Origin of the sequence: Dyella ginsengisoli LA-4 (assembly GCF_000334915.1) — a bacterium.
Lineage (GTDB): Bacteria > Pseudomonadota > Gammaproteobacteria > Xanthomonadales > Rhodanobacteraceae > Dyella_A > Dyella_A ginsengisoli_A.
Genome location: NZ_AMSF01000017.1, coordinates 33187 through 57923, shown reverse-complemented (window position 1 = coordinate 57923; position 24737 = coordinate 33187). Strand labels below are relative to the sequence as shown.

Sequence of the window (24737 nt, the reverse complement as noted above, 5' to 3'; positions counted from 1 at the left end):
TTATGACACGGGGCGCGGTCCCCCACACGCCCGACGCATCGATGTAAAGCGGTTGTAAATGCGGCGGCGGCATGACTTCCCGCGCATTGCAGTGGGCCGGGCGCGGCCTATGATGCGGGGCATGCCCTGGTTCCAGTTCAACCATATCCGCGTGCTCCGTTTCACGGGGCTGTTCACGTACCTGTGTGTCAGCCTGCCGCTGTGGCCGGGCAACTGGGGGCTGGGGCAGGCCAACGTGTGGTGGTGGAGCAACCCGAAGCTGTCGGGATGGGTCGTTTCCTACCTGGTCTACGGGGTCGCCTACGTCCTGCTCACCCGGCCCAGCCAGCTCGAGCCGGGGCGTGCCCGGCTGTCCGCGACCAAGCTGCTGCTGGTCACCCTGATCACGCTGGCGGCGGTGGCGGTGGGCTGGTTCAGCCAGAGCGGACTGTCGGCGATGCTGATGCTGGTGATCGCCGTGGTTCTGCCGTGGCACCTGCCGGTAGTCGCCGGCCTGGTCTGGATGCTGGGGCAGAACCTGCTGCTGATCCCGGTGATCGCCAGCTACCAGGGCTGGACGGTCGGCATGGCGATCATGCAGGTCTGCATGTACCTGGGACTGTCCGCGCTGGTGTTCATCACCTCTACCGTGGCGACCCAGCAGGCCGAGGAGCGCGAGGTGCAGCGCCGGCTCAATTCCGAACTGCGAGCGACCCGGGCGCTGCTGGCCGAATCCACCCGCATCGCCGAGCGCATGCGCATCGCCCGCGAGCTCCACGATCTGATCGGCCACCATCTCACCGCCCTGAGCCTCAACCTCGAGGTCGCCAGCCATCTGGCCGATGCCAAGGCCGGCGAGCACGTGCGCAAGGCCCAGGCCACCGCCAAGCATCTGCTGTCGGACGTGCGCGAGGCGGTCAGCGAGTTGCGCCAGGACGACGCGGTCGACCTTACCCAGGCCTTGCGCAGCTTGATCGAAGGCGTGCCGGGACTGGCCGTGCACGTGCAGACGCCGCCGCGTTTCAGCGTGGAGGACCCGCGCCGGGCGCAGGTGCTGCTGCGCTGTGCGCAGGAAATCATCACCAATACCGCGCGTCACGCCGGGGCGCGCAACCTGTGGCTGCACTTCGCCTACGCCGAGGACGGCATGCTCGGCCTGCACGCCCGCGACGATGGCCGTGGCGCCAGCAACTACTCCCCCGGCAACGGGATGAGCGGCATGCGCGAGCGCCTGGCCGAGTTCGGCGGCAGCGTGATGGTGGACACGTCGCCGATGCAGGGTTTTTCGCTGACCGTGCGCCTGCCGCTGGGCGAGGCCAGCGCCATTGCCCATGCCCCCAGCCGTTTCGAACCACCGGCCCTGAGCCTGCCGTGAGCCGGCCGTGCCCCCGCCCGCGGCACCGTGCCAAAATGGTCCCGGCAAGGGGCCGTGGTGCGTCCGCAGCGCCGGTCCGCAGGAGCGGGTCGGCATCGTCATCCACGCGTTGAGGATACGCAATGATTTCCGTCTGTCTCGTTGACGACCAGAACCTGGTGCGCCAGGGCGTGCGCTCGCTGCTGGACCTGGCCGAGGACATCCGCGTGGTGGCCGAGTGCGCCGACGGTGCCCAGGCGGTGCTGGAGATACCCCGGATCAAGCCGGACGTGGTGCTGCTGGACCTGCGCATGCCCAACATGAGCGGGCTGGAGGTGCTGCAGGCGCTGTCGGCCCGCAACGAGCTGCCGCCGACCATCATCCTGACCACCTTCGACGACGACCAGCTGGTGCTGCAGGGCCTGAAGGCCGGCGCACGCGGCTACCTGCTCAAGGATGTGTCGCTCGAACAACTGGTCGAGGCCGTGCGGACGGTGGCCGCCGGCGGTTCGCTGGTCGCGCCGATGGTGACCCAGCGCCTGCTGGCCGGCGTGGGGCGGATCCAGAACCAGTTCACCAGCCTGGAGCAGCCGGACCCGCTGACCGAGCGCGAGACCGAGATCCTGCGGCTCCTGTCCGGCGGCTACTCCAACAAGGAGATCGCCAACTCGCTGAAGGTGGCCGAGGGCACGGTGAAGAACCACGTGTCCAACATCCTCTCCAAGCTGGGCGTGCGCGACCGCACCCGGGCGGTGCTGAAGGCACTGGAGCTGGGTATCGTCTGAGCGATTCGGGCGTCCGGCCGTCCATTCGGCGACGCATGTTGGCGGTCCGGGCATGGGCCGCGGAGGCCCGCTGCGCCTCATTTTCGGCCATGGAACGGGTGTTGCGGGTGCGGATGGCGTTCCTCCGCGCGAGCAAGTAACATCCGTCGCTTCGGCATATGCCTCCCCCCCACGGCCGGTTTCCCGGGAAGTCTTCTTGGCGGAGACGGCAATGCTTTCAAGTGCTGCGTAGAGACGCTCGGAGAACCTTGGAATGATGCGTGTTCTTGAATTACTTATGGCCCTGGTCATCGTGGCCGTGCTGGCCGTGGTGGTGGGCATTGCGATGCCTGGCAGCGGCCATGTGGAGAGGTCGCTGGTCATCGGCAAGGACATCCGTCAGGTCTATGACGTGCTGAACAATTTCCGCCGCTTCCCGGACTACTCCGAGTTGAACGGCAGCGATCCGAGCATCAAGTACCAGCTCGCCGGCAAGGCCTATGGCCCGGGCGCCGAGATCGACTGGACCGGCGATCCGAAGAAGGCCGGCGACGGCAAGCTGACCGTGGCCAGTGCGGAGCCGGGCTTCGCGAGCATCAATGCCGCGGTGAACAACGCCAAGATCGTCTGGAACCTGGACAACGACTGGCGCGGTGCCGACAAGCACTTCACCCTCGACATGTCGCGCGAAGGCCGCACGCACAAGCTGACCCGCGTGAACTGGGCCTATGACGTGCAGTACGGCTGGAACCTGATCGACCGCTACTCCAATCTGTATATCCACGGTTCGCCCGACGCGTTCATCGAGTACAGCCTGAGTGGCCTGCAGAACATGATGGCCTCGGTGAAGAACGTCGACTATTCCGACCTCATTCCCTACATCGTGCAGACCAAGCCGACGCCGGTGCTGATGGTGTCGACCCAGATCGAGCGCAAGGGCGGTCTGGATGCGCTGAACGAGACCACCAACGACGCGGTCAAGCTGCTCACCGACACCGCCAAGAAGCTGGGTGTCAACGTCACCGGTCCGCGCATCCTCGTGGTCAGCAACTACGGTGACCAGACCTTCACCTTCGACATCGCGCTGCCGATCGACTCGACCACGATCACCGTGGCCGGCCAGAGCCACGACCTGACCGCTGCGGCCCAGCCGCAGCTGCCGAACGCCGCTCCGGCCGCTGCCGGCAGTGCTGCTGCCCCGGCCTCGTCCTCGTCCGCCGCCGCTCCGGCCGCGGTGGCCGCCAACACCCCGGGCAGCAACGACAAGTACGGTCGCCTGATCATCGACCAGGACGTCCGCGCCACCATGCTGGCCGGTGGCCCGGCGCTGAAGGGCGAGTGGAACGGCACCTACGCCGGCGTGCCGCAGACCCGCGACGAGCTGGAAGCGTACGCGCAGACCCACGGCTACAAGTACGACACCGTGGTGAACCGCTTCTACGACATCCTGGCCCGCCCGGAGAAGATCGACACCGACAACAACATCACGCAGTACGCGCGTTACGACGTGTACCTGCCGCTGAGCGACGCGCCGGAGCAGACCCCGGAGCAGGAAGCCGGCATGCAGCCGCCGAGCCTCGACGCGCCGGCCGCCTCGGGCAGCGCCGCCGCCCCGGCCTCGTCGTCGACCGCCGCCGCGCCGGCGGACTCGTCCAGCGCCGCGTCGAACTGATCCGCGCGTTGCCGGTCAGAGAAACCCCGTCCGTTCGCGGACGGGGTTTTTTGTTGTCCGCGTTGCCGTCGGCGATCTTTTCGTCCGCGGCCGTGCTTGCGCTACATTGATCCGCTACGCGAACCTGCCATCGGATTGTCCGGGGCACGGGGCGCAACCGCTCGCTTCCTGGCCCTTCGATGATCGAGACCGACCAGCTCACCCGACGCTACGGCAGGTTCACCGCGGTCGACGCCCTGAGCATCCGTGCCGAGCCCGGGCAGGTACTCGGCCTGCTCGGCCCGAACGGCGCCGGCAAGACCACCGCGATGCGCATGATCTCCGGGTTCCTCACGCCGACCTCGGGCACCGCGCGGGTGTGCGGGCATGACGTGCAGGCCGATCCGATCGCCGCCAAGCGCGCGCTGGGCTACCTGCCCGAAGGTGCGCCCAGCTACGGCGAACTGACGGTGCGCGAGTTCCTGGTGTTCATTGCGCGCATGCGCGGGCTGAAGGGGGTGGTCGGCCGCCGCCGCTTCGAGGAGGTGGTGGGGCGACTCCAGCTCGAAGAGGTGCTCGACCAGTGCATCGACACCCTGTCCAAGGGGCTGCGTCGGCGCGTGGGGCTGGCCCAGGCGATCCTGCACGACCCGCCGGTACTCATGCTGGACGAGCCCACCGACGGCCTGGACCCCAACCAGAAGCATGCGGTGCGCCAGTTGATCGACGCGATGGCGCGCGAGCGCACGATCCTGGTGTCCACCCACCTGCTGGAGGAGGTGCACGCGCTGTGCAACCGGGTGGTGATCATTGCCCGCGGCCGCCTGCTGGCCGACGCCACGCCGGCAGAACTGGAGGCCCGTTCGCGGTACCACGGCGCGGTGTCGTTCAGTGCGCCAGGCAGCGCCGTCTCCCAGGAGATGCTCGGCCGCTTGCCGCAGGTGGCGGCGATCGAGGTCGATCCGCTGGACGGGCGCATCACGGCGTTCCCGCGGCCGGGCGAGCGGATCCTCGAGCCGGTGGAGCAGCTGCTGCGGGCACAGGGGCTGGAGGTGTCGGAGATCCAGCTCGAGCGCGGTCGCCTGGATGAGGTGTTCCGGCAGATCACCACGGCGCCGGAGGTGCAGCCATGAGTCCGCTCCAGGCCATCGTACGGCGTGAACTGCGCAGCTATTTCGTCACTCCGGTGGCATACGTGTTCCTGGTGATCTTCCTGGCGCTGGCCGGGATCCTCACGTTCTACGCCGGCGATTTCTACGAGCGGCGGCAGGCCGACCTGCAGCCGTTCTTCGCCATGCATCCATGGCTGTACCTGATCCTGGTGCCGGCGGTGTCGATGCGGCTGTGGGCGGAAGAAGCCAAGGCCGGCAGCCTGGAGCTGCTGCTCACCCTGCCGGTGCGGCTGTGGCAGGCGATGCTCGGCAAGTTCCTCGCGGCGTGGCTGTTCGTCGGGCTGGCGCTGGCGCTGACCTTTCCGATCTGGCTCACGGTGAATTACCTCGGGCATCCGGACAACGGGGTGATCCTTGCCGGCTACCTCGGCAGCTGGCTGATGGCCGGCGCGTTCCTTGCCATCGGGGCATGCCTCTCGACGGTGACCCAGAGCCAGGTGGTGGCGTTCATCCTGAGCGCTCTGGTGTGCGTGCTGCTGCTTCTGGCCGGTCAGGCCCAGGTCGTGGATTTCTTCCAGGAAGCGCTGCCGCGGCGCCTGGTGAACGCGGTGGCACACCTTAGCCTGCTGCGTCATTTCGAGGCGATCGCCCGTGGCGTGCTGGACGTGCGCGATCTGGCCTACTTCGTGCTCAGCATCGTGGCCTGGCTGACCGCCGGTGCATTGCTGCTCGACCTGCGTCGGAGTCGCTGAGCATGTCGCGCCGAACGTCTTCCCGCCGCAGCCGCCTGCGCCTCGCGCTCGCTGCGCTGATCGTGCTGTTCGTGGCGCTCACGCTCGCCCTGAGCCGCTGGGTGCACGTGCCACGGGTGGACCTGACCGCCGACGGCCTCTACACGCTGTCTCCCGGCACGGTGCAGATCGTCGGCACCCTGCACCGGCCGCTGCGGCTGACGCTGTATTTCTCCGAGCACGCCGCGCGCGACCTGCCGCAGCTGCGGAGCTACGAGCAGCGCGTTCGCGAGATGCTGCAGGAAATGGTGGCGCGCTCCTCCGGCAAGCTGCGCCTGCAGATCGTCGACCCGGTGCCGTACTCGGACGACGAGGCCAGCGCCGAGGGCAACGGCCTCACTCCGCTCAGCGGCGGCAGCAACGGGGAGCGGGTGTTTTTCGGCCTGGTCGGTACCACGCTGCCTGCCGATGCCGCGCCCGGCAGCGCGGGCGGCAAGACCCTTTCGGTGCCGTTCTTCGATCCGGCCCGCGAGACCTTCCTCGAATACGACATCGCCAAGCTGCTGTACGAGCTCAACGAAACCAGCAAGCCGAGGATCGGGCTGATCAGTTCGCTGCCGATCGCCGGCAACCCGGTCATCGGCGAGCCGGCGTGGACCGTGCTGGCCCAGCTGCGGCAGCTCTTCTCGGTGGAGACGATCGATCCGGCCACGCTCAAGCACGTGGACGGAAGCCTGAAAGTGCTGCTGCTGGTGCACCCGAAGCACCTGTCCGACGACGCGCAGTACGCGCTGGACCAGTACGTGCTGCACGGCGGCCACCTGGTGGTGTTTGTCGATCCGGACGCCGAACTGGACAACGCGCCGTTCGTCGACGCATCGACCGGCCTCACCGACGATCACAACTCGGATCTGCCGCGCCTGTTCAAAGCCTGGGGCGTGGTCTACGACGATCACAAGGTGGTGCTTGACCGCTCGCGCGCACTGAAGATCGAGCTGGGCGACACCAGCTTCAGTCATCCGGCGATGCTGGGGCTGGGCGCGCAGGAGCTCAACCGCAATGACGCTGTGACCGCCAGCCTGCAGCAGGTGGACGTGTCCTCGGCCGGGTATTTCGACCTGGCGCAGGACGCCACCACGCGTCTGATTCCCCTGCTGCAGACCAGCGCCGAGGCGCACGTGGTGCCGGTACAGCGGGTGCTCGAGGCCAGCAGCGATCCCACGCTGCTGCTGCGCGGCTACACGCCTGACAACACCCGCTACGTGTTGGCGGCGCGGCTGCGCGGGCCGTTCGCCAGCGCCTTCCCCGAGCGCAACTCCCCCGCGCACCTGGCGCAATCGGCGCCGGATGCGGAGGTCATCCTGGTCGCCGACACCGACCTGCTCAGCGACCGGTTGTGGGTGGACACGCAGAGTTTCCTCGGTCAGCCGATGCTGAACGCGTTCGCCAGCAACGGCGACTTCATCACCAACCTGGTGGACAACCTCAGCGGCTCCTCGGCGCTGCTGTCGATCCGCGGACGTTCGACCTCGCAGCGGCCGTTCACCCGCGTGCAGGCACTGCAGAACGCGGCCGACCAGAAGTTCCTGCTCAAGAAGCAGGAGCTCGAGCGGGAGCTGGCCGAGACGCGCAGCCGGCTGGACGAGCTGCAGCCCGCACGCGGTTCGCGCGAGGGGCAGGCGTCGGCCGAGCAGAAGCGCGAGATCGAGCAGTTCCTGCAGCGCAAGCTGGCGATCAGCAAGGAGCTGCGCGACGTGCAGCACCAGCTCAACGCCGAGATCGATGCGCTCGGCCTCAGGGTGAAGTTCATCAACATCGTGGTGATGCCGGCGCTGGTGACGCTGTTCGGACTGCTCTACGGCTGGCGTCGCACCCGTCGCAATCGGCGCCGGCGGGCATGAGGGTGGCAATCTGTCGCGCCAGTGCCGCGGCCGGGCTCGCTAAGCTGAGGGGCTTGGCCGGACGCCGGCCGGGACCGGACGCGTGATGTCGATAGTGCTCAAATGGCTCGTGCCCTGGGAGTTTTCCTGGGTCTTCCTCGCCACGTTCGCGCTTGCGTGCGTTCTTTACGTACGCGGCACGCGCCGGCTCGTGGTACCGAAGGCACGCCAGCTGACTTTCTGGATCGGCATGGCGATGGTCTACGCCTCGCTGCATACGTATTTCGATTACTACGCGGAGCACGAGTTCTTCATGCACCGCATCCAGCAGGTGCTGCTGCATCATCTGGCGCCGCTGCTGATCATCGCGGCCTATCCGGGCAGCGTGTTGCGCGCCGGCGTGCCGTTGCGGGCGCGCATCTGGTTGCGCCGGCTGGCGCGGACCTGGCCGGTGCGGCTGGTGGCGGGGGTGCTGCTCAATCCCACCATCGCCACGCTGACCTTCGTCGCCTTCATCCTGGTCTGGCTGATCCCGCACATGCAGACGCTGGCGATGCTGGACTGGCGCGTCTACCGCTTCATGAACTGGTCGATGGTGGTCAGCGGGCTGATCTACTGGTGGCTGGTACTCGATCATCGGCCACGTCCGCCGGGACGGATGATCCCCGGCATGCGCGTGCTTTCGCCCGGCATCACGATGACGCCGCAGATCGTCGCGGGCGCGATCGTCACGTTCTCCAAGACCGATCTCTATCCGATCTTCGAGATATGCGGTCGTGCATTCACTTTCAACGTGCTCACCGGCCAGCTGATCGGTGGCGTGATCATGTGGGTGCCCGCGGCGATCATCGAGTCGATCGGCGGGCTGCTGGCGCTGCAGCAGTGGCTGCGGCTGTCACGCAGTGGGCGCATCCGTCGCGAGAGCGGGCAGCGCCGGCGCGCGGCGGCGGCGCGCGCGGCTCGTTCGGCGGGCTGATCCCGCAGCGACTCAGTGGTCGTGGCCGGTTGCCGATTCCGGACCGGCATCAACCGCGTTGGCCGGGCGCGCCAGGAACTGCACGGTGGTTTTCGAGCCGTCCGCGAACTGCAGGGTCACCGGCACCTGCACTCCGGCATGCACCGAGGCCGAGCCGTGCATCAGCATGAGGTGGTAGCCGCCCGGCGCCAGGGCGACTTCGCCGTGGGCGGGGATCGCCAGTTTCTCGATCATCTTCATCCGCCCCATGCCGCCCTCGGTGGTGCTCTCGTGCAGCATCACGTGGCCGTAGTCCGGGCTGCTCGCGCCGGTCAGCGCAGCGGCTTCGTCACCGCCGTTGTGCAGGGTGACGTAGCCACCGGCGGGCAGTCCGGCGGGCATCACGCGGATCCAGGCTTGCTCGGCGCGGATCTGCGAGGCCTGGTCGGCATGGGCGGCGCCAGCCATCAGCAGGCCGGCGATCAGGGTGGCGTAGGGGCGTGCCTTCATGATTTCACTCCAGGGGCAAGCAGCAGATGCAGGTCGTGGACCAGGCTGTCCTGCGAATCGGCCGGAGTGGCGAGCAGGCGGGCATGGCCCTCGGCATCGAAGATGTAGATGGCCGAGCTGTGGCTGACCTCGTAGTTGCCGTCTCCCTGGGCGGGCTCACGGCTGAACGAGGCGCGATAGCGCTTGACCAGCGCCTCGACGTCCGCGGCCGAGCCGGTCAGGCCGACCGCACGCTTGTCGAAAGCATTGACGTAGGCGTGCATCACCGCCGGCGTGTCGCGGGCCGGGTCGACCGAGACGAACAGGATGCGCGCACCGTCGGCCAAGGGCCCCAGCCGCTGCATCACCACGTGCAGGTGTGCCAGCGTCAGCGGGCAGACGTCCGGGCAATGCGTGTAGCCGAAGTACAGCAGGTTGACCTTGCCGCGGTAGTCCGCCGCGGTCACCGGCTTGCCCTCGTCGTTGACCAGGTGGAAGTCGAGGTCGGGCATGTGCCCGCTGACCTGGGTCAGCCGGAATGGCAGGGGCTCGTCGTGCTGGCAACCGGCGAGCAGCGCGGCCGCGGCCACCAGCAGCGACACGAGCAGCCAGCGGAGGAGGGTGGATGGCTTCATGCGAGAATCGGAGGTCGACATCTTTCCAGCATACGCCAGCCCATGAGCACTGACCCGCACGACGTTGGAAAACGCAGGAGCCTGCGACATCCTGCCGCCCGCGGCGCCGCGTGGTGGGTGGTGTTTGCCGGTGCCGGTGGCGTGCTGCTGGGCGCCTTCGGAGCGCACGCCCTGCGCGGCCGGCTCGATGCCGCCGCGATGGAGTGGTGGCACACCGCGGTGGAATACCAGTTGTGGCACGCGCTGGCGCTGGCGCTGGCTGTCCACGCCGGACGCGGGCGGGCCGGGCGCGTGGCCGAAGTGGCCTTCGTGGTCGGCATCGTGCTGTTCAGCGGCAGCCTCTACGCGATGGCCCTCGGGGCACCGCGCTGGTTCGGTGCGATCACCCCGCTGGGCGGAATCGGTTTTGTCGTCGGCTGGATAGCACTGGGCCGCTCGCTGAGCCTGTCGGAGCGGTCCTGACCGTCATCGCCCTGTCACCGGGGCGGCGCAGGCTTGCGCCATGGCCGCAATTGCCCACCCGATCCCGACCACGCGCGCATGGCACAGCACCCTGATGCCCGCTCTGGCCGTACTGGCCGTGCTGGCGGGGCTCTGGCTGGTGTCGGCCGGTCCGTCCGATGCGCCGTCGCGCGGTGACGCGCAGGTGAACCGGCTGGTCCGTTGGCAGGACGCCCAGCGCGACTGGCTGCTGGTGGCGGATCGCTCGTCGCACGAGCTGGTGGTCTACGACGCGCGCACCGGCGCGCCGCTGCAGCGGCTGGGCGCCGACGATGGCCTGGGCGAGGTCGATTCGATCGCGCGTGCCGGCGATCGTCTGCTGGTGCAGGGCGGCGAGGGACCGGCGAAAGTGCTGACTCTTCCGGATCTGCACGCCGCTGGCCTGGCCGCGCGTTGATGCCGGGCAGCGCCGGGCGTGTCAGCGCACGGCGTGCCGGCCGAGCATCCAGGTCGCCATGTCGCGTATCACTGCCGGGTCGACGTGTCCGGCCTTGCCGTAGTCGGCCGGCGACGGTGGCGTGCCGGCCGGCATGAACAGATGGCTCAGCCCCGGGTAGCCGTGCAGGCTCACGCGATGGCTGCCACGGAACGACTGCTGCCAGCGCGCGAAGTCCGGCCCGACCTGGTAGTCGGCCAGCCCCTGCAGCACCAGCAGTGGCAGGTGGAGGGCGCGGGCCGTGTCGATCGCATCGTAGTCGCGCAGGCTGAGCCAGTAGGCGGCCGGAGCATGGAAGAACAGGCCCTGCGGAGGATGCCCGGGGTCGGCCTTGGCCATCGCGTCGCGCGCGGCTTCCACCGCGGGGATCTGCCTGCCGGTCGCCGCGTAGGCGCCGCCGAGGCTTTCGATGTAGCGCATCTGGTGGATCACCAGTTCCAGGTTCATGCGCTCGGGAGCGGCCAGCAGCACCGCGCCGGCGAGATGGCCGTCCCTCTGCGCGATACGCGGCGCCATGAGCGCCCCCAGACTGTGGCCGACCACGAAGGTGCGCGAGGGATCGACATGCGGCAGCGTGCGCAGCTGGCGCAGAGCGGCCAGCGCATCGTCGGTCACCTCCTGGTCGATGGTGATCGGCTGGCCGGCCAGTTGCGATCCGTAGGCATGGGTGCGCTTGTCGTAGCGCAGCGTGGCGATGCCTGCTTCGGCCAGCCCGAGCGCGATGTCGCGCAATGGCTTGTTCGGGCCGATCGTCTCGTCCATGTCGTTCGGGCCGGAGCCGGCCACCAGCACGGCGGCCGGGAACGGTCCCTTGCCCGCCGGCAGGGTAAGCACGCCCGGCAGCTTGCCGGGCGGCGAGGGCACGTCCACTGCCACCTCGCGCATGCCGTGCGGCGGGGCGGCAGCGGGGGGCGACGCATCGGCTTCGGCGGGCAGCGGCGCGAAGAACAGGCCGCCAATGCTGCCGTCCGGCTGGCAGGCGACCCGCATCATCAGCGCGCCCCGCTCGAAATGCAGTGGAGTCTGCACCACCGGCATGCCCCCGGCCCGGGTCACGTCCGGCGATCCGCCCGACACGAACCCGCCGACCTTGGCCGGCAGCATCGTGCTCCATACCTCGGCCAGCTTCGAGACGGGCAGGGCGGCGGACATGCGCGCGTCGAAATGCCGGGTGGCATCGGCGTAGCGGCCTCCGTGCAGCGCCTCGAGCACGGCGGCACTTCGGCTGCGGCATAGTGCGGCGGGGTCATCGGCCCTGGCGTGGGCCGGGGCTCCCGCCAACGTGGCGACCAGCAGCAGGCAAGCCTGCATCACTCGGTTCTGCACGGGAATCTCCCTATTCGTCGTCTTCCACCGGCTCGGGCCTGGCCGGCTTGAGCCGGCCGGCCTTGCGCAGGGCATCACGCAGCAGGTACTCGATCTGCGCGTTGACGCTGCGCAGTTCGTCCTCGGACCAGCGCTGCACCGCTTCGAGCACGGCCGCGCTGATCCGCAGGGGATAGGCTTTTTTCTCTGCCGCCATGCGCCTAACGGGTACGATGGCGTCGTGATGCCATGACGGCGACCAGCACGATCAATACGACTGTGACTGCGTACATGTTTCCGCTCCTTCAGTTGTAGAGGCTGCCGGCGTTGACCACCGGCTGGGTCGCGCGGTCGCCGCACAGCACCACCAGCAGGTTGCTGACCATGGCGGCCTTGCGCTCTTCGTCCAGCTCCACCACGCCCTGTTCGCGCAGCCGGTCGAGCGCCATCGCCACCATGCCCACGGCGCCCTCGACGATGCGCTCGCGCGCCGCGACGATGGCGTTGGCCTGCTGGCGCTGCAGCATCGCCTGGGCGATTTCCTGGGCGTAGGCCAGATGGCTGATGCGCGCCTCGATCACCTGCACGCCGGCCTTCTCCAGCCGCGCCTGGATCTCGTCGCGCAGGTGGTTGTTGATTACCTCGCCGTGGCTGCGCAGCGAGGGCTTCTTGTCGTCGTGCGCGTCGTACGGGTAGTTCTGCGCCATCTGGCGCAGTGCCGATTCGCTCTGGATGTGCACGAAGTTCTCGTAGTCGTCGACGCAGAACACCGCCTCGGCCGTGTCCAGCACCTGCCACACCACCACCGCGGCGATCTCGATCGGGTTGCCGTCGCTGTCGTTGACCTTCAGTTTGCCGCTCTCGAAGTTGCGCACGCGCAGCGAGACGCGACGCCGGCTGTAGAACGGGTTGGTCCAGCGCAGGCCCTCATCGCGCACGGTGCCGGCGTACTTGCCGAACAGCTGCAGGACCTGGCCCTCGTTCGGTGCGACCTGGAAGAACCCCTTGACCAGAAATCCGTCCAGCACCAGCAGTCCGACGCCCAGGAACAGCGGCGTCCCCGGAGCGCCGCCATCTTTCAGGCCGATCAGCTGGCTGATGCCGAAGCCGGCCACGACCAGGCAAACCACCACGAACGGGATGCCTGCAATGGAAAACCCCTGACGCTCGTTCATGACACTTCTCTCCCTCTGATTTGGGGAGATTTGATATCAAAAAGATATCTAATGCAAGTGCTAGCCGCGGCCCGTGGGCGTACCCGTCGTCGGTGGCGGGGCGGTCGGGGGCGATACCGGTGGGTTGAACTCGTTGCTGGGGCGCACGCTTTCGATCTTCAGTTGCCCGAACAACTGGGTGGCACTGAAGTACCGCGACGGGTCGCCATCGCCGGTGGTGAGCGCGATGTGGGTCGAGTCGAACTGGCGCAGCGCGGCGTCGTAGCTCTCCCAGCGGCCGTCCACCCAGGACTGCACCCACGCGTGCGGAACGAATACCCGCAAGGTACCGGCGTAGCGGTCGGCGTAGACCATGCCGGTCACCACCCGGGTCGGAATGCCCTGCGCGCGCGCGAGCGCGGCGAGCAGCACGGCGAATTCCGTGCAGTCGCCCCGGCGGTTCTTCAGCACCTCGAGCGCCGAGGCGTAGCCCACGTCCAGCCCGTGCTCGGTCACGTAGCCACTGACGAACATGCGCAGCCGGCGCATCTTGTCGCGCGGATCGTGCACATGCCCGACCACCTTGGCCGCGAGGTCGGCAATCGCCGGTGCATCGGACTGCACCCAGGGATTGGCGGCGGTGTCCGCCGGTACCGGGCCAGCCTCCTTGCCAGCCTGCGCGCGATGGACGTCCACGAACACCTCGCGGGCGTCGATCGGGCGGACGTCCTGTTCGTCGGTCTGGATGAGCAGCCCGGTGGCTGCCTTGCCCAGCCTGATCCGGTAGGTCAGCGGCACGGCGCGCAGGTTCACCGTGAGCGGTCGCGGCGACTCCACCATCGCCGTGCGGAACATGTCCACGCTCTGCACCGGCGCCAGCGCGCACGCCTTGTCGCAGGCAAGCATGTCCAGTCGCTGGCCGAGCAGTTGCAGCTCGCCCTTCTGCGCGATGCCCTGGTCATCCAGCCAGAGGTCGACGACCTGGTCCCCGTTCGGCAGGCGCAGCCGCTGGCGCTGGTGGCTGAGCGTGCGCGAGCCGTCGGGCAGGTTTACGGTCTCCGGCCCGATCACCTGCATCTCCACCTGCATGATCTGCTGGCTGACCGGGTCGAACTGGCGCAGCTGGTAGGTAGTCCCTTTTTCTCCCGCGGCCGCCTTCATTGCACGGCGCTGGCCGTCGAACATCAGCGTGCCCGGCGGCAGCGTGACCTTGCCCACGCGGTGCTGTCCACCGACGCTGGTGGTGACCTCGAACGTGCCAGGATCCAGGCGTTTGGCCGCGACCGTGTTGTCGACCGAGGACAGCGCGCTGGTTGCGGAAAACCCCAGCGGCTCGCCGTCGATGCCTTCCGTGGTGCCGATCACGCTCTGCAGCCGCAGTGGCTTGCCGGCGCGAAGCAGCTCGATCGACAAAGTCTGCGTGGTGGTGATCCGTGCGCCGTCGAAGTCCCGGTCCACGCGCAGCGAACCGATCTTGCGGCCGTCGATCAGCACCGTCATCCAGGTGGTCTGGTGCGGTGGGCGCGTGTCGGCCGCGGAGTGGGCCAGGGACAGGCCGGCCAGGCCGATGTACAGCAGCATGACTGCAGTCAGGCGCATGGATCGCTCTTGGGCCGAACGGTACGGTCAGTGGAGCGTGTCGCGCAGGATCCGTCAATGCGCGGTGCAGCGGGCATTAGAATGCGGGGTCACCCCCGCCTGGAGATTGCCCCATGAAGCCGTTCGGTACACCTCTCTCCCGCCGCGCGCTGCGCGTGCTCCTGCTCGGTTCCGGCGAGCTGGGCAAGGAGGTGGCGATCGAGCTGCAGCGCTTCGCGGTGGAGGTGATCGCGGTGGACCGCTACGCCGATGCGCCGGCGATGCAGGTGGCGCATCGCAGCCACGTGATCGACATGCTGGATGGCGCGGCCCTGCGCTCGGTGATCGAGGCCGAGCAGCCGGACCTGGTGGTGCCGGAGATCGAGGCGATCCACACGCCGACGCTGGTGGAACTGGAACAGGGCGGGCTGAAGGTGATTCCGACCGCGCGCGCGGCCTGGCTGACGATGGACCGCGAAGGCATCCGCCGGCTGGCCGCCGAAGAGCTGCAGCTGCCGACCTCGCCCTACCGCTTCTGCGATGACGAGACGCAGTACCGCGCCGCGGCCGAGACGCTGGGCTTTCCGTTCGTGGTCAAGCCGGTGATGAGTTCGTCCGGCAAGGGCCAGAGCGTGGTGCGCGACGCCTCGCAGCTCGAGGCCGCGTGGGACTACGCACAGTCCGGCGGCCGCGCGGGCAAGGGCCGGGTGATCGTCGAGGGCTTCGTCGATTTCGACTACGAGATCACCCTGCTGACCGTGCGCCACCGCGACGGCACCAGCTTCTGCGCGCCGATCGGCCACCGCCAGGAAGACGGCGACTACCGCGAGTCCTGGCAGCCGCAGCCGATGAGCGATGCGGCGCTGGCCGACGCGCAGCGCCAGGCCGAGGCGATCACCGCCGCGCTGGGCGGCTGGGGCGTGTTCGGCGTGGAGTTCTTCGTCAAGGGCGACGCGGTGATCTTCTCCGAGGTCAGCCCGCGCCCGCACGACACCGGCCTGGTCACCCTGGTCTCGCAGGACCTGTCCGAATTCGCCCTGCACGCGCGCGCCATCCTCGGTCTGCCGGTGCCGGCGATCCGCCAGTTCGGTCCGTCCGCGTCCTGCGCGAAGCTGGTGGAGGGCGAGGGCGTGGCGCCGCGGTATTTCGGCGTGGCCGAGGCGCTGGCCGAGCCGGACACGCAACTGCGCATCTTCGGCAAGCCGGCGGTGAAGGGCCGCCGGCGCATGGCGGTGACGCTGGCCCGCGACGAAAGCATCGATGCCGCCAAGGCCAAGGCGATCCGCGCCGCCGCGGCACTGAAGGTGGAGCTGCCGCAGGACTGATCGCGCTCGGCAAGCATTCTCACGCAAGACAACGGAGGCAGGGATGGAGACGTCTGGATTCGCGCATTGGCTGGTCGTGGTGGTGGAGGTGTTCGCCGCGCTGACCCTGCTGCTGCTGGTGGCTGCGGTGCTGGTGGTGCTGGTGACCTGGTTCGTCGACCGCAACCAGACGTCCAATTCGGTGTTGCGCAACTTCCCGGTGATCGGGCATTTCCGTTACGGCTTCCTGCGCCTGGGCGAGTTCTTCCGGCAGTACCTGTATTCCAGCGACCGCGAGGAGCTGCCGTTCAACCGCGCCGAGCGGGTCTGGGTGTACCGCGCGGCGAAGAACGCCGAGAACACCAATGCGTTCGGCTCCACCCGCGACCTGCATACCGAAGGCGTGCCGTTCTTCGTCAACGCGCCGTTTCCCGCGCTGGGCGACCGGCACATCAAGCCGAAGCCGCTGCGGATCGGTCCCTATGCCCGAGAGCCGTACGACCATGCGGCGTTCTTCAACATCTCGGCGATGAGCTTCGGCGCGCTGTCGGCGCCGGCGGTGCGCGCGCTGTCGATGGGCGCGGCGCAGGCCGGCATCTGGATGGACACCGGCGAGGGCGGGCTGGCGCCGTACCACCTGGAGGGTGGTTGCGACATCGTCTTCGAGATCGGCACGGCCAAGTACGGCGTGCGCACGCCGGACGGACGGCTGGACGACGACAAGCTCAAGGCGGTGTGCGCCCACAAGCAGGTGAAGATGGTCTCGATCAAGCTCGGCCAGGGCGCCAAGCCCGGCATGGGCGGGCTGCTGCCGGCGGCCAAGGTGACGCCGGAGATCGCGGCGATCCGCGGCATCCCGGTCGGTACCGATTCGCAGAGCCCCAACCGCCACCTGGACATCGGCAACGTCGCCGAGCTGATGGACGCCACCGCGCACATCCGCGAGCTCACCGGCAAGCCGACCGGCTTCAAGGCAGTGTTCGGCGGCATGGCCTGGATCGAGCAGCTGTGCGACGAGATCGACCGGCGCGGTATCGAGAGCGCGCCGGATTTCATCATCGTCGACGGCGCCGAAGGTGGCACCGGCGCGGCACCGCAGACCCTGATGGAAGGCGTCGGCCTGCCGCTGCGCGAGGCGCTGCCGGAACTGGTCAACACCCTGATCGCGCGCGGGCTGCGCGAGCGCATCAAGGTGGTCTGCTCGGGCAAGTGCATCACTGCCTACGACGTGGCCTGGGCGCTGGCGATGGGCGCGGACTTCGTCAATTCCGCGCGCGGCTTCATGCTGTCGCTGGGCTGCATCCAGTCGCTGCAGTGCAACCGCAACACCTGCCCGACCGGCATCACCACGCAGAACCCGAAGCTGCAGCGCGGGCTGGTGGTGATGGACAAGCGCGAGAAGGTGGCCAACTACGCGCGCAACGTGATGCACGAGGTGGGCATCATCGCGCACAGCTGCGGGCTGGAGGACCCGCGCCAGCTCGACCGCACGCACTGCCGCGTGATGGGCGACGACGGCGTCTCCGTGCCGCTGGTCAAGCTGTTTCCCTATCCGGCCGGTCAGCGGCCCTGAGCCACTGCCGGGAGGCCGCCATGGCTCCGGTCAATCCCACCGCGCCCGGGCTTCGCTCCCGGCGCCATGAGCGCGGCGGAAGCCATCGCCATGCAGGTCCACGTGGAGTAATGGACCGCCCCGGTGGCGGAGGGGGAGGTGGTCGCGCTCGGTCCGGTCGCCGATCCCCGGGGAGCCTGCGGCATCGATGTGGTCACACTGGAAGACGGTGACGATCGGCAGGCGCTGGCCGATCGCGATCCTGCCGTGCAGGCAGGCATCCGTTCCAGCGTCGAGATCCTGCCCATGCCGGGGCGGGTCGTCCGCGACCGAGGCGGTCGTTCAGTCCTGATCAGGCATCGGCTTCCAGCCGTCCGGCCCGCGAATCTGCAGCGGGCGGAACCGCCGCTTGTAGTCCATCTTCGGATGGCCTTCGATCCAGAAGCCCAGATACAGCCAGGGGATGCCGCGCCGACGCGCCAGCTCCACCTGCTGCAGGATGGCAAAGGTGCCCAGGCTGCGCGCGGTTTCCTCGGGATCGAAAAACGTATAGACGGCCGAGATGCCGGTCAGGCAGACGTCGGTCACCGCCACGCCAAGCAGCCGCGTGCCCAGCCGGAACTCCAGGAACAGGGTCGGGCTCCACGGCGCGGTGAGGAAGCGGCGGAAGTCGCTGGCCTCTGCCTCGTCCATGCCGCCGCCGGCATGGCGGGTGCGCAGGTAGCGCTCGTACAGGGCGTGGCGCTCGGCGTTGTAGCCCGGGATCGACTCGGTGATGGCCAGATCCGCGTTGCGGCGCAGGCAGCGCTTCTGCGCGCGGTCCGGCACGAAGCGCTCCACGTCGATGCGGCAGGGCGTGCAGGCCTGGCACTGCGGGCAGCTGGGGTAGTACAGGTGCCCGCCCGCCCGGCGGAAACCGCGCTCCAGCGCCGGCCCGTACAGCTGGTCCAGCTGCGGGGCGGCCGGATCGATCACCAGGTTCTGCGCCGTGCGCTCGGCGAAATAGCCGCAGGCGTGGGGCAGGGTCTGGAACAGGCGGACGCGTTCGGAGCGCATGGCCCGATTCTATGCCGCGCCGCGGCATGCGGGGCAATCATCGAATGCAGCGGGTGTTGCTGGGCCGGCATGTGCCGCCGGTGGCGTCAGATCCGTCGGTCCGGCGGACTTCCGGGGGCGGTCCTCAGACCAGCCCCATGTAGCGCAGCATCAGCAGCAGGAACGCGCCGGTCACCGCGAGCAGCACGATGCGGCGGACCCGCGTCACCGTGCTGCGCCGCTGGGCGCCCGGCGTCGGGTTGCGTGCCTCGGCGAGTGCCTCGCCGTGGCGGACCACCGGCTCCAGGCCGATTTCCTTGAGCAGTTCGCGGGCCCGGGTGTAGTCGTCGGCATGGGTTACCCAGACCTGCGGCCACTGCTCGCGGCTCTCGCGCTGCTGCTGGTAACTGAAGCGCTGGTAGGCGCGCTTGTTCCAGCGCGAGACGTTCTGCACGGAACACTCGATGCCGCGCTCGCGAAGCAGGGCGACGAGGCGGTCGATGTTGGCCTGGTGGGGCGAGGTGAACAGCTGGCGCATGGTCGGACTCCGCTCAGTCGCCGTGAAGGCGGATCAGGCCTTCCTGCGCGGTCGAGGCGACCAGCCGGCCGTCGCGGCTGAAGATCTGTCCGCGCGCCAGGCCCCGCGCGCCCTGCGCCGTCGGGCTGTCGAAGGAGTACAGCAGCCACTCGTCCACGCGGAACGGGCGGTGGAACCACAGCGCGTGATCCAGGCTGGCCATCTGCACGTTGTGGGTCATGTAGGAGATGCCGTGCGGCAGGGTGGCCGTACCGATCAGATGGAAGTCCGAGGCGTAGGCCAGCAGCGCGCGGTGCAGGATCGCCGCGTCGCTGATCGGCGCGGTGAGGCGGAACCAGATGTGCTGGATCGGCGGACGCTTGACCGGGTGCAGGTCGTCGCGCGGCCACACCTGGCGGAACTCGAACGGACCGTCGATGCCCAGCCAGCGCTGCAGCTTCACCGGCAGCTTGGCCAGCTCCTCCGGGGAGAGGTGGCGCATCGGCTCCACATCCTCGGGCGCCGGTACCTCCGGCATCGAGGTCTGGTGCTCGAAGCCCTTCTCCGGCTCCTGGAAGGAGACCGAACCGTTGAGTATCGGCTGGCCGTGCTGGATCGCCACGACCCGGCGCGAGGAGAACGTGCCGCCGTCGCGGGTGCGCTCCACGTTGTAGACGATCGGTGCCTCGATATCGCCGGCGCGCAGGAAATAGGCGTGCAGCGAATGGGCTTCGCGGCGCGGGTCCACCGTGCGCTGGGCGGCGGACAGCGCCTGGCCCAGCACCTGGCCGCCGAACACGAAGCGGGTGCCGATGTCCCGGCTCTGGCCGCGGAACAGATTGTCTTCGAGCCGTTCCAGTTCGAGCAGGTCGACCAGTTCCCGGACGTGTTCCTCGCGCATGTGACGCCTGTGCTTGCCGTGTGGGCCGACAAGTATAGCCGGCGAGGCCGGCGGCACCGGGCGGGTCGGCCCCCGGCCCGGCTACAATGCGCCGGATGACTTCCCTGACTTTCGATCTCAAGGCCACCGACGGCGCGGCCCGTCGCGGGCAGCTGACCTTCGCCCGCGGTACGGTGCAGACCCCGGCGTTCATGCCGGTGGGCACCTATGGCTCGGTCAAGGCGATGACCCCCCGCGACATCGTCGACATCGGTGCGGAGATCATCCTCGGCAATACCTTCCACCTGTTCCTGCGCCCCGGGCTGGAGATCGTGGAGAAGTTCGGCGGGCTGCACCGGTTCATCGGCTGGAACAAGCCGATCCTCACCGACTCGGGCGGCTTCCAGGTGTTCTCCCTGGCGCACAAGCGCAAGCTGGCCGAGGAGGGCGTGACCTTCGCCTCGCCGGTGGACGGCTCCAAGGTGTTCCTGTCGCCGGAAGTCTCGATGAAGATCCAGACCGTGCTCGATTCGGACATCGCGATGATCTTCGACGAGTGCACGCCGTACCCGGCCACCGAGAAGGTCGCCAGCGACTCGATGGAGCTGAGCCTGCGCTGGGCCGAGCGCTCGCGCCGCGCGTTCGATGAATTGAACAACCCCAACAACCTGTTCGGCATCGTGCAGGGCAGCGTGTACGAGCCGCTGCGCCGGCGTTCGGCCGAAGGGCTGGTGAAGATCGGCTTCGATGGCTATGCGGTCGGCGGGCTTGCCGTGGGCGAGCCGGAGGCCGAGCGCAACCACACGCTGGACTTCACCGTCTCGCTGCTGCCGGCGGACAAGCCGCGGTATCTCATGGGCGTGGGCCGGCCGGAGGACATCGTCGAGGCGGTGCGCCGCGGTATCGACATGTTCGACTGCGTGATGCCGACCCGCAACGCGCGCAACGGCTTCCTGTTCGTGCCGGAGGGCACGCTGCGCATCCGCAACGCGAAGTTCGCCGACGACACCCGGGTGATCGAGGAGGGCTGCGACTGCTATGCCTGTGCCAACGGCTTCAGCCGCGCCTACCTGCGCCACCTGGACCGCTGCAACGAGATCCTCGCCAGCCAGCTGGCCACGATGCACAACCTGCGTCACTACCAGCGACTGATGGCCGGGCTGCGCGGGGCGATCGAGGCCGGCACGCTGGACGATTTCACCGCGCGCTTCTACGCCCTGCGCCAGGGCGCGAAGGCCTGACCGGCACGCAGGCAGGGAACCAAACGGTGCCGCTGGCGCTCCATGGAGCGGCATGCCGGCGGCGAGGGGCTGTCGGCAGGTTCCGGTGCAGCCCCCCGGGGGGCATGGCATAATCCGGGATCTTTTATCGGGCGTTCAGCGGAAACAGCAGCTGGCGCCGTCACTTACGGGACAACCAGATGAGTTTTGCCATGACCTCCGTGATCGCCCAGGCCGCACCGGCCGCCGGCCAGGCGCCGAACCCGCTGATGACCTTCCTGCCGCTGATCGTCCTGTTCGGCGTGATGTATTTCCTGATGATCCGCCCGCAGATGAAGCGCCAGAAGGAGCATCGCCAGATGGTCTCGGCGCTGGCCAAGGGCGACGAGGTGGTCACCAACGGTGGCATCGCCGGCCGGGTGGAAGAGGTGGGCGAGGCCTTCCTCACGGTCGAGATCGCGCCCAACGTCAAGGTGCGCGTGCAGAAGGGCTCGATCTCCCAGGTGCTGCCCAAGGGCTCGCTGAAGGCCTCCTGACGACAAGCTCGGCGCGCCCCAGGGGCGTGCCGTGTCCGTTTTTTACGTTACCGCCGCCGCCGCAGGTGGCTTTGATGGATGCAAGGCATGAGTGATTTCCCCCGCTGGAAATACGCGCTGGTCGCGCTGGCTTTGGTGTTCGGCATCATCTACGCGCTGCCCAACGCCTTCCCGCCGGTGCCGGCGGTGCAGGTGCAGGCGAACCACGGCGCGCCGCTGGATGCCAGCGTGCAGCAGAAGGTGGCCGACGCCCTGGCCGCGCAGAAGATCGCCTACACCGGACTGGCGATCGACGGCGATCACCTGGTGGCCAACTTCTCGAACGCGGACGTGCAGGCCAAGGCCTCCGACGTGATCAAGGCCGCGCTCGGCGACAACAACAACTACACCGTCGCGCTGAACCTGGCGCCGACCGTGCCGGCCTGGCTGCGCGCGATCCACGCCAAGTCGATGCCGCTGGGCCTGGATCTGCAGGGTGGCGTGCACTTCCTGATGGCGGTCGACCAGAACAGCGTGATCGACCAGCAGGAGGAGCGCTACGCGGATGACATCCGCAGTCTGCTGCGGCAGAAGAACATCCGCTACGAGTCGGTGACGCGCGCCAAGGGGCGCGGCAACGGCATCAACATCGCGCTGCGCTCGGATGCCGACCGCAACGCGGCGGCCAGCGACATCGCCAGCGAGTATCCCGACCTCAACGTCAACAACGGCGACAGCAGTGGCGACCGCTTCATGCTCAACGCCGCGGTCAAGCCGCAGAAGCTGCAGGAGATCGCGCTGGGGGCGATCAAGCAGAACGTCAGCACGTTGCGCAACCGCGTCAACGCGCTGGGTGTGTCCGAGCCGGTGATCCAGCAGCAGGGCGAGAACCAGATCGTGGTCGAGCTGGCCGGCATGCAGAACCCGGCCGAGGCGAAGAAGGTGATCGGCGCGGTGGCCACGCTGGAATACCACCCCGGCATCGGTTATCCGGGGGATCCGCAGGCCGTGGATGCCGCGAAGACCGGCAACGTGCCGCCGAATGCGCGCCTGTACTACATGCGCGGTACGCACCAGCCGGTGCTGGTGGCCAAGCAGCTCATCGTCAGCGGCGACCAGCTGGCCAATGCCACCTCCGGCACCGACCCGCAGAGCGGCACGCCGACGGTCAATGTCACGCTGACCGCGGCCGGCGCCAAGCGGATGCTGGACTTCACCACCAACAACGTCGGCAAGCCGATGGCGGTGGTCTACGTGGAGACCACGTACGACACCAAGACCGTCGACGGCAAGGAAGTGCGTACGCCGCGCGTTACCGAGGAAGTGATCAGCGACGCGCGCATCGACGGCGTGTTCGGCAAGAACTTCCAGACCACCGGCCTGGGCAGCCCGAAGGAAGCCTCCGAGCTGGCGCTGCTGCTCAAGGGCGGCTCGCTGGCCGCGCCGGTGGACATCGTGTCGGAGTCGGCACTGAGCCCGAGTCTGGGCCAGGACAACATCAACAAGGGCTTCAAGGCGGTGATGCTGGGCCTGGCGCTGGTGCTGCTGGCCGCGGCGATCTACTACAAGCTGTTCGGCCTGGTGGCGGACATCGCGCTGTTCTTCAACCTGGTGATCCTGGTCGCGGTGATGTCGCTCATCGGCGTGACCCTGACCATGCCGGGCATCGCCGGTATCGTGCTGACCCTCGGCATGGCAATCGATGCCAACGTGCTGATCTGCGAGCGCATACGCGAAGAGCTGCGCAACGGCTCGACGCCGCACGCCTCGATCCGCGCTGGCTACGAGAAGGCCTGGGCAACGATTCTCGATGCCAACGTCACCCACCTGATCGCCGCGCTGGCACTGACCACGATGGGCTCGGGTCCGATCCGCGGCTTCGGCGTCACGCTGCTGATCGGCATCCTGACCTCGATGTTCACCTCGGTCACGGTGACCCACGCCATCACCGCGCTGATCCACGGCAACCGCAAGCTCAAGACGCTGTCGGTGTAGTTGTTGTGCCGCCGGCCGCCCGTCCCGGGCGGCCGGCGACTCGTCCGGTCCGGCACCTGTCCGTACCGGGCTCCGCGCAGCGGACGGGTCTGCGGCGCGACCGGCCATCCATGGCCGGGATCCCTTGAAGGAATGGTTCATGGAAATCTTCAATCACAACGCCAACGTCAACTTCCTCGGCATCCGCAAGTACACGATCGGTCTGGCCGTGCTGCTGATGATCGCGTCGGTCGGGCTGATCTTCACCAAGGGCCTGAACTACGCGCTGGACTTCACCGGCGGTATCTCGGTGGAAGTGAGCTATCCGCAGCCGACCGACGTCGGCCAGGTGCGCGCGGCGCTGCAGAAGCACGGCTTCGAGAGCCCGCTGGTGCAGAGCCTGGGTGGTTCGCGGCAGATGTCGATCCGCCTGCAGGCCAAGGAGGACACCGCCGACGCCGCCGCGGACAAGAGCGGCGCGACCAGCTCAGCCGCCGCCGACAAGGTGGCCAACGACGTGCTCGCTGCGCTGAAGGCCGAGACGCCCGGCGTGACCATGACCAGCCACAGCTTCGTCACATCCGCCGTGGGCGACGAGGTGAAGAGCGACGGTTCGGTGGCGGCGATCTTCGTGATCATCGGCATCGGCCTGTACCTGTGGATGCGATTCGAGCGCCGCTTTGCAATCGCCGCGCTGGTCACCGAGGTCCACGACGTGCTGGTCACCCTGGGCGTGATCGCCCTGGTCCAGCGCGAGTTCGACCTGACCGTGCTGGCGTCGGTGCTGGCGGTGATCGGTTACTCGATCAACGACAAGGTGGTGGTGTTCGACCGTATCCGCGAGCTATTCCGCTCCGCGCGCAAGGCCGAGCCGGAGGAGATCCTCAACCGCTCGATCAACACCACGTTGTCGCGAACCATCATCACTTCGCTTTTCACTGGCATCACCATGGCCGCGCTGTACTTCATCGGCGGTCCGGCGGTGGAAGGTTTCGCGGTGACGATGCTGATCGGCATCGTGGTCGGCACGCTGTCCTCGATCTTCGTCGCCAGCCCGATCCTGCTGTGGCTGGGTGTGTCGAAGAAGGACCTGATGCCGGTCACCAAGGAGAACCCGGAGCTGGCCCGCCGCCCCTGACCGGCGTTCCGCCCCGCAACGGAAAAAGCCCGGCTCCGGCCGGGCTTTTCTTTTGTGCGCACGTTCATGCAACCGTTC

Annotated in this window: 24 protein-coding genes; 15 read left to right on the top strand and 9 right to left on the bottom strand. The window is 68.2% G+C overall.

The window, feature by feature from the left end; all coding sequences use genetic code 11:
- Window positions 1-121 precede the first annotated feature (121 nt).
- The 7 genes from C693_RS0105930 (at window position 122) to C693_RS0105895 (ending at window position 8447) form a co-directional block, all read left to right on the top strand.
- The gene (locus tag C693_RS0105930; RefSeq protein ID WP_026107214.1) at window positions 122-1354 is read left to right on the top strand and encodes a sensor histidine kinase; all 1233 of its coding nucleotides are present in this window, start codon (window positions 122-124) and stop codon (window positions 1352-1354) included.
- Window positions 1355-1476: 122 nt separating this feature from the next.
- Window positions 1477-2118, top strand: coding sequence for a response regulator (locus C693_RS0105925; protein ID WP_017461331.1), 642 nt, complete (start codon window positions 1477-1479; stop codon window positions 2116-2118).
- A gap of 277 nt (window positions 2119-2395) precedes the next feature.
- Window positions 2396-3769 (top strand): hypothetical protein, encoded by a 1374-nt coding sequence (locus C693_RS0105915; RefSeq protein ID WP_017461329.1) that lies wholly within the window; start codon window positions 2396-2398, stop codon window positions 3767-3769.
- 179 nt (window positions 3770-3948) lie between these two features.
- A complete protein-coding gene (locus C693_RS0105910) occupies window positions 3949-4881 on the top strand; it encodes an ABC transporter ATP-binding protein (protein WP_017461328.1) in 933 nt (310 codons plus the stop codon).
- On the top strand, window positions 4878-5612 hold the full coding sequence (locus C693_RS0105905; RefSeq protein WP_017461327.1) for an ABC transporter permease subunit: 735 nt from the start codon (window positions 4878-4880) through the stop codon (window positions 5610-5612). Before C693_RS0105910 ends, C693_RS0105905 begins: the two co-directional genes overlap by 4 nt.
- Window positions 5613-5614: 2 nt before the next feature.
- Window positions 5615-7492: a GldG family protein gene (locus tag C693_RS0105900; RefSeq protein ID WP_017461326.1), complete on the top strand. Its 1878-nt coding sequence runs from the start codon at window positions 5615-5617 to the stop codon at window positions 7490-7492.
- Window positions 7493-7577: 85 nt separating this feature from the next.
- Entirely contained in the window at window positions 7578-8447 is an 870-nt protein-coding gene (locus C693_RS0105895; protein ID WP_017461325.1) for a cytochrome c oxidase assembly protein, read from the top strand.
- 12 nt (window positions 8448-8459) lie between these two features.
- Here C693_RS0105895 and C693_RS0105890 read toward each other — a convergent pair whose 3' ends face one another.
- The gene (locus tag C693_RS0105890; RefSeq protein WP_017461324.1) at window positions 8460-8936 is read right to left on the bottom strand and encodes a copper chaperone PCu(A)C; all 477 of its coding nucleotides are present in this window, start codon (window positions 8934-8936) and stop codon (window positions 8460-8462) included.
- Window positions 8933-9550, bottom strand: coding sequence for an SCO family protein (locus tag C693_RS0105885; RefSeq protein ID WP_017461323.1), 618 nt, complete (start codon window positions 9548-9550; stop codon window positions 8933-8935). The genes C693_RS0105890 and C693_RS0105885 overlap by 4 nt, the downstream gene beginning before the upstream one ends.
- Window positions 9551-9631: 81 nt before the next feature.
- Between C693_RS0105885 and C693_RS24365 the strand changes: the two genes are divergently transcribed.
- Together C693_RS24365 and C693_RS0105875 are read left to right on the top strand one after the other, a co-directional pair.
- Entirely contained in the window at window positions 9632-10012 is a 381-nt protein-coding gene (locus C693_RS24365; RefSeq protein WP_043598493.1) for a DUF423 domain-containing protein, read from the top strand.
- A 40-nt stretch (window positions 10013-10052) separates the two neighbouring features.
- The gene (locus C693_RS0105875; RefSeq protein ID WP_017461321.1) at window positions 10053-10448 is read left to right on the top strand and encodes a hypothetical protein; all 396 of its coding nucleotides are present in this window, start codon (window positions 10053-10055) and stop codon (window positions 10446-10448) included.
- 21 nt (window positions 10449-10469) lie between these two features.
- Here C693_RS0105875 and C693_RS21165 read toward each other — a convergent pair whose 3' ends face one another.
- From C693_RS21165 to C693_RS0105855, 4 genes are all read right to left on the bottom strand, one after another.
- Window positions 10470-11813 carry a serine aminopeptidase domain-containing protein gene (locus tag C693_RS21165; protein WP_198506837.1) on the bottom strand — a complete coding sequence of 448 codons (1344 nt, stop codon included), beginning with the start codon at window positions 11811-11813 and terminating at the stop codon, window positions 10470-10472.
- A 10-nt stretch (window positions 11814-11823) separates the two neighbouring features.
- Window positions 11824-12009, bottom strand: a complete 186-nt coding sequence (locus C693_RS0105865) for an Arc family DNA-binding protein (RefSeq protein ID WP_017461319.1) — start codon at window positions 12007-12009, stop codon at window positions 11824-11826.
- Between the two features lie 88 nt (window positions 12010-12097).
- On the bottom strand, window positions 12098-12967 hold the full coding sequence (locus C693_RS0105860) for an SPFH domain-containing protein (protein ID WP_017461318.1): 870 nt from the start codon (window positions 12965-12967) through the stop codon (window positions 12098-12100).
- A 60-nt stretch (window positions 12968-13027) separates the two neighbouring features.
- Window positions 13028-14545: a transglutaminase-like domain-containing protein gene (locus C693_RS0105855; RefSeq protein WP_017461317.1), complete on the bottom strand. Its 1518-nt coding sequence runs from the start codon at window positions 14543-14545 to the stop codon at window positions 13028-13030.
- Window positions 14546-14658: 113 nt separating this feature from the next.
- Here C693_RS0105855 and purT point away from each other — a divergent pair, with 113 nt between their 5' ends.
- Entirely contained in the window at window positions 14659-15849 is a 1191-nt protein-coding gene (gene purT / locus C693_RS0105850) for a formate-dependent phosphoribosylglycinamide formyltransferase (RefSeq protein ID WP_017461316.1), read from the top strand.
- Window positions 15850-15892: 43 nt separating this feature from the next.
- Entirely contained in the window at window positions 15893-17401 is a 1509-nt protein-coding gene (locus C693_RS0105845; RefSeq protein ID WP_017461315.1) for an FMN-binding glutamate synthase family protein, read from the top strand.
- Between the two features lie 321 nt (window positions 17402-17722).
- Here C693_RS0105845 and C693_RS0105840 read toward each other — a convergent pair whose 3' ends face one another.
- From C693_RS0105840 to tesB, 3 genes are all read right to left on the bottom strand, one after another.
- Window positions 17723-18436, bottom strand: a complete 714-nt coding sequence (locus C693_RS0105840) for an arginyltransferase (protein ID WP_017461314.1) — start codon at window positions 18434-18436, stop codon at window positions 17723-17725.
- 124 nt (window positions 18437-18560) lie between these two features.
- Entirely contained in the window at window positions 18561-18953 is a 393-nt protein-coding gene (locus C693_RS0105835) for a putative signal transducing protein (protein ID WP_017461313.1), read from the bottom strand.
- 13 nt (window positions 18954-18966) lie between these two features.
- Complete coding sequence (tesB, locus tag C693_RS0105830) at window positions 18967-19833, bottom strand: acyl-CoA thioesterase II (protein WP_017461312.1); 867 nt, start codon at window positions 19831-19833, stop codon at window positions 18967-18969.
- A 95-nt stretch (window positions 19834-19928) separates the two neighbouring features.
- On the opposite strand from tesB, the gene tgt reads away from it, so the two are divergent.
- From tgt to secF, 4 genes are all read left to right on the top strand, one after another.
- Complete coding sequence (tgt, locus tag C693_RS0105825) at window positions 19929-21053, top strand: tRNA guanosine(34) transglycosylase Tgt (protein ID WP_017461311.1); 1125 nt, start codon at window positions 19929-19931, stop codon at window positions 21051-21053.
- A gap of 179 nt (window positions 21054-21232) precedes the next feature.
- Window positions 21233-21568, top strand: a complete 336-nt coding sequence (gene yajC / locus C693_RS0105820; protein ID WP_017461310.1) for a preprotein translocase subunit YajC — start codon at window positions 21233-21235, stop codon at window positions 21566-21568.
- Between the two features lie 87 nt (window positions 21569-21655).
- Window positions 21656-23542 carry a protein translocase subunit SecD gene (gene secD / locus C693_RS0105815; RefSeq protein WP_017461309.1) on the top strand — a complete coding sequence of 629 codons (1887 nt, stop codon included), beginning with the start codon at window positions 21656-21658 and terminating at the stop codon, window positions 23540-23542.
- Between the two features lie 139 nt (window positions 23543-23681).
- Window positions 23682-24659: a protein translocase subunit SecF gene (secF, locus tag C693_RS0105810; protein ID WP_017461308.1), complete on the top strand. Its 978-nt coding sequence runs from the start codon at window positions 23682-23684 to the stop codon at window positions 24657-24659.
- Window positions 24660-24737: the final 78 nt, after the last annotated feature.

Excerpts from the sequence above, each read along its gene's own strand:
- C693_RS0105930 (WP_026107214.1), top strand. The coding sequence starts at position 122 with ATGCCCTGGTTCCAGTTCAACCATATCCGCGTGCTCCGTTTCACGGGG.
- C693_RS0105925 (WP_017461331.1), top strand. The coding sequence starts at position 1,477 with ATGATTTCCGTCTGTCTCGTTGACGACCAGAACCTGGTGCGCCAGGGC.
- C693_RS0105915 (WP_017461329.1), top strand. The coding sequence starts at position 2,396 with ATGGCCCTGGTCATCGTGGCCGTGCTGGCCGTGGTGGTGGGCATTGCG.
- C693_RS0105910 (WP_017461328.1), top strand. The coding sequence starts at position 3,949 with ATGATCGAGACCGACCAGCTCACCCGACGCTACGGCAGGTTCACCGCG.
- C693_RS0105905 (WP_017461327.1), top strand. The coding sequence starts at position 4,878 with ATGAGTCCGCTCCAGGCCATCGTACGGCGTGAACTGCGCAGCTATTTC.
- C693_RS0105900 (WP_017461326.1), top strand. The coding sequence starts at position 5,615 with ATGTCGCGCCGAACGTCTTCCCGCCGCAGCCGCCTGCGCCTCGCGCTC.
- C693_RS0105895 (WP_017461325.1), top strand. The coding sequence starts at position 7,578 with ATGTCGATAGTGCTCAAATGGCTCGTGCCCTGGGAGTTTTCCTGGGTC.
- C693_RS0105890 (WP_017461324.1), bottom strand. The coding sequence starts at position 8,936 with ATGAAGGCACGCCCCTACGCCACCCTGATCGCCGGCCTGCTGATGGCT.
- C693_RS0105885 (WP_017461323.1), bottom strand. The coding sequence starts at position 9,550 with ATGAAGCCATCCACCCTCCTCCGCTGGCTGCTCGTGTCGCTGCTGGTG.
- C693_RS0105875 (WP_017461321.1), top strand. The coding sequence starts at position 10,053 with ATGGCCGCAATTGCCCACCCGATCCCGACCACGCGCGCATGGCACAGC.
- C693_RS0105865 (WP_017461319.1), bottom strand. The coding sequence starts at position 12,009 with ATGGCGGCAGAGAAAAAAGCCTATCCCCTGCGGATCAGCGCGGCCGTG.
- C693_RS0105860 (WP_017461318.1), bottom strand. The coding sequence starts at position 12,967 with ATGAACGAGCGTCAGGGGTTTTCCATTGCAGGCATCCCGTTCGTGGTG.
- C693_RS0105855 (WP_017461317.1), bottom strand. The coding sequence starts at position 14,545 with ATGCGCCTGACTGCAGTCATGCTGCTGTACATCGGCCTGGCCGGCCTG.
- purT (WP_017461316.1), top strand. The coding sequence starts at position 14,659 with ATGAAGCCGTTCGGTACACCTCTCTCCCGCCGCGCGCTGCGCGTGCTC.
- C693_RS0105845 (WP_017461315.1), top strand. The coding sequence starts at position 15,893 with ATGGAGACGTCTGGATTCGCGCATTGGCTGGTCGTGGTGGTGGAGGTG.
- C693_RS0105840 (WP_017461314.1), bottom strand. The coding sequence starts at position 18,436 with ATGCGCTCCGAACGCGTCCGCCTGTTCCAGACCCTGCCCCACGCCTGC.
- C693_RS0105835 (WP_017461313.1), bottom strand. The coding sequence starts at position 18,953 with ATGCGCCAGCTGTTCACCTCGCCCCACCAGGCCAACATCGACCGCCTC.
- tesB (WP_017461312.1), bottom strand. The coding sequence starts at position 19,833 with ATGCGCGAGGAACACGTCCGGGAACTGGTCGACCTGCTCGAACTGGAA.
- tgt (WP_017461311.1), top strand. The coding sequence starts at position 19,929 with ATGACTTCCCTGACTTTCGATCTCAAGGCCACCGACGGCGCGGCCCGT.
- yajC (WP_017461310.1), top strand. The coding sequence starts at position 21,233 with ATGAGTTTTGCCATGACCTCCGTGATCGCCCAGGCCGCACCGGCCGCC.
- secD (WP_017461309.1), top strand. The coding sequence starts at position 21,656 with ATGAGTGATTTCCCCCGCTGGAAATACGCGCTGGTCGCGCTGGCTTTG.
- secF (WP_017461308.1), top strand. The coding sequence starts at position 23,682 with ATGGAAATCTTCAATCACAACGCCAACGTCAACTTCCTCGGCATCCGC.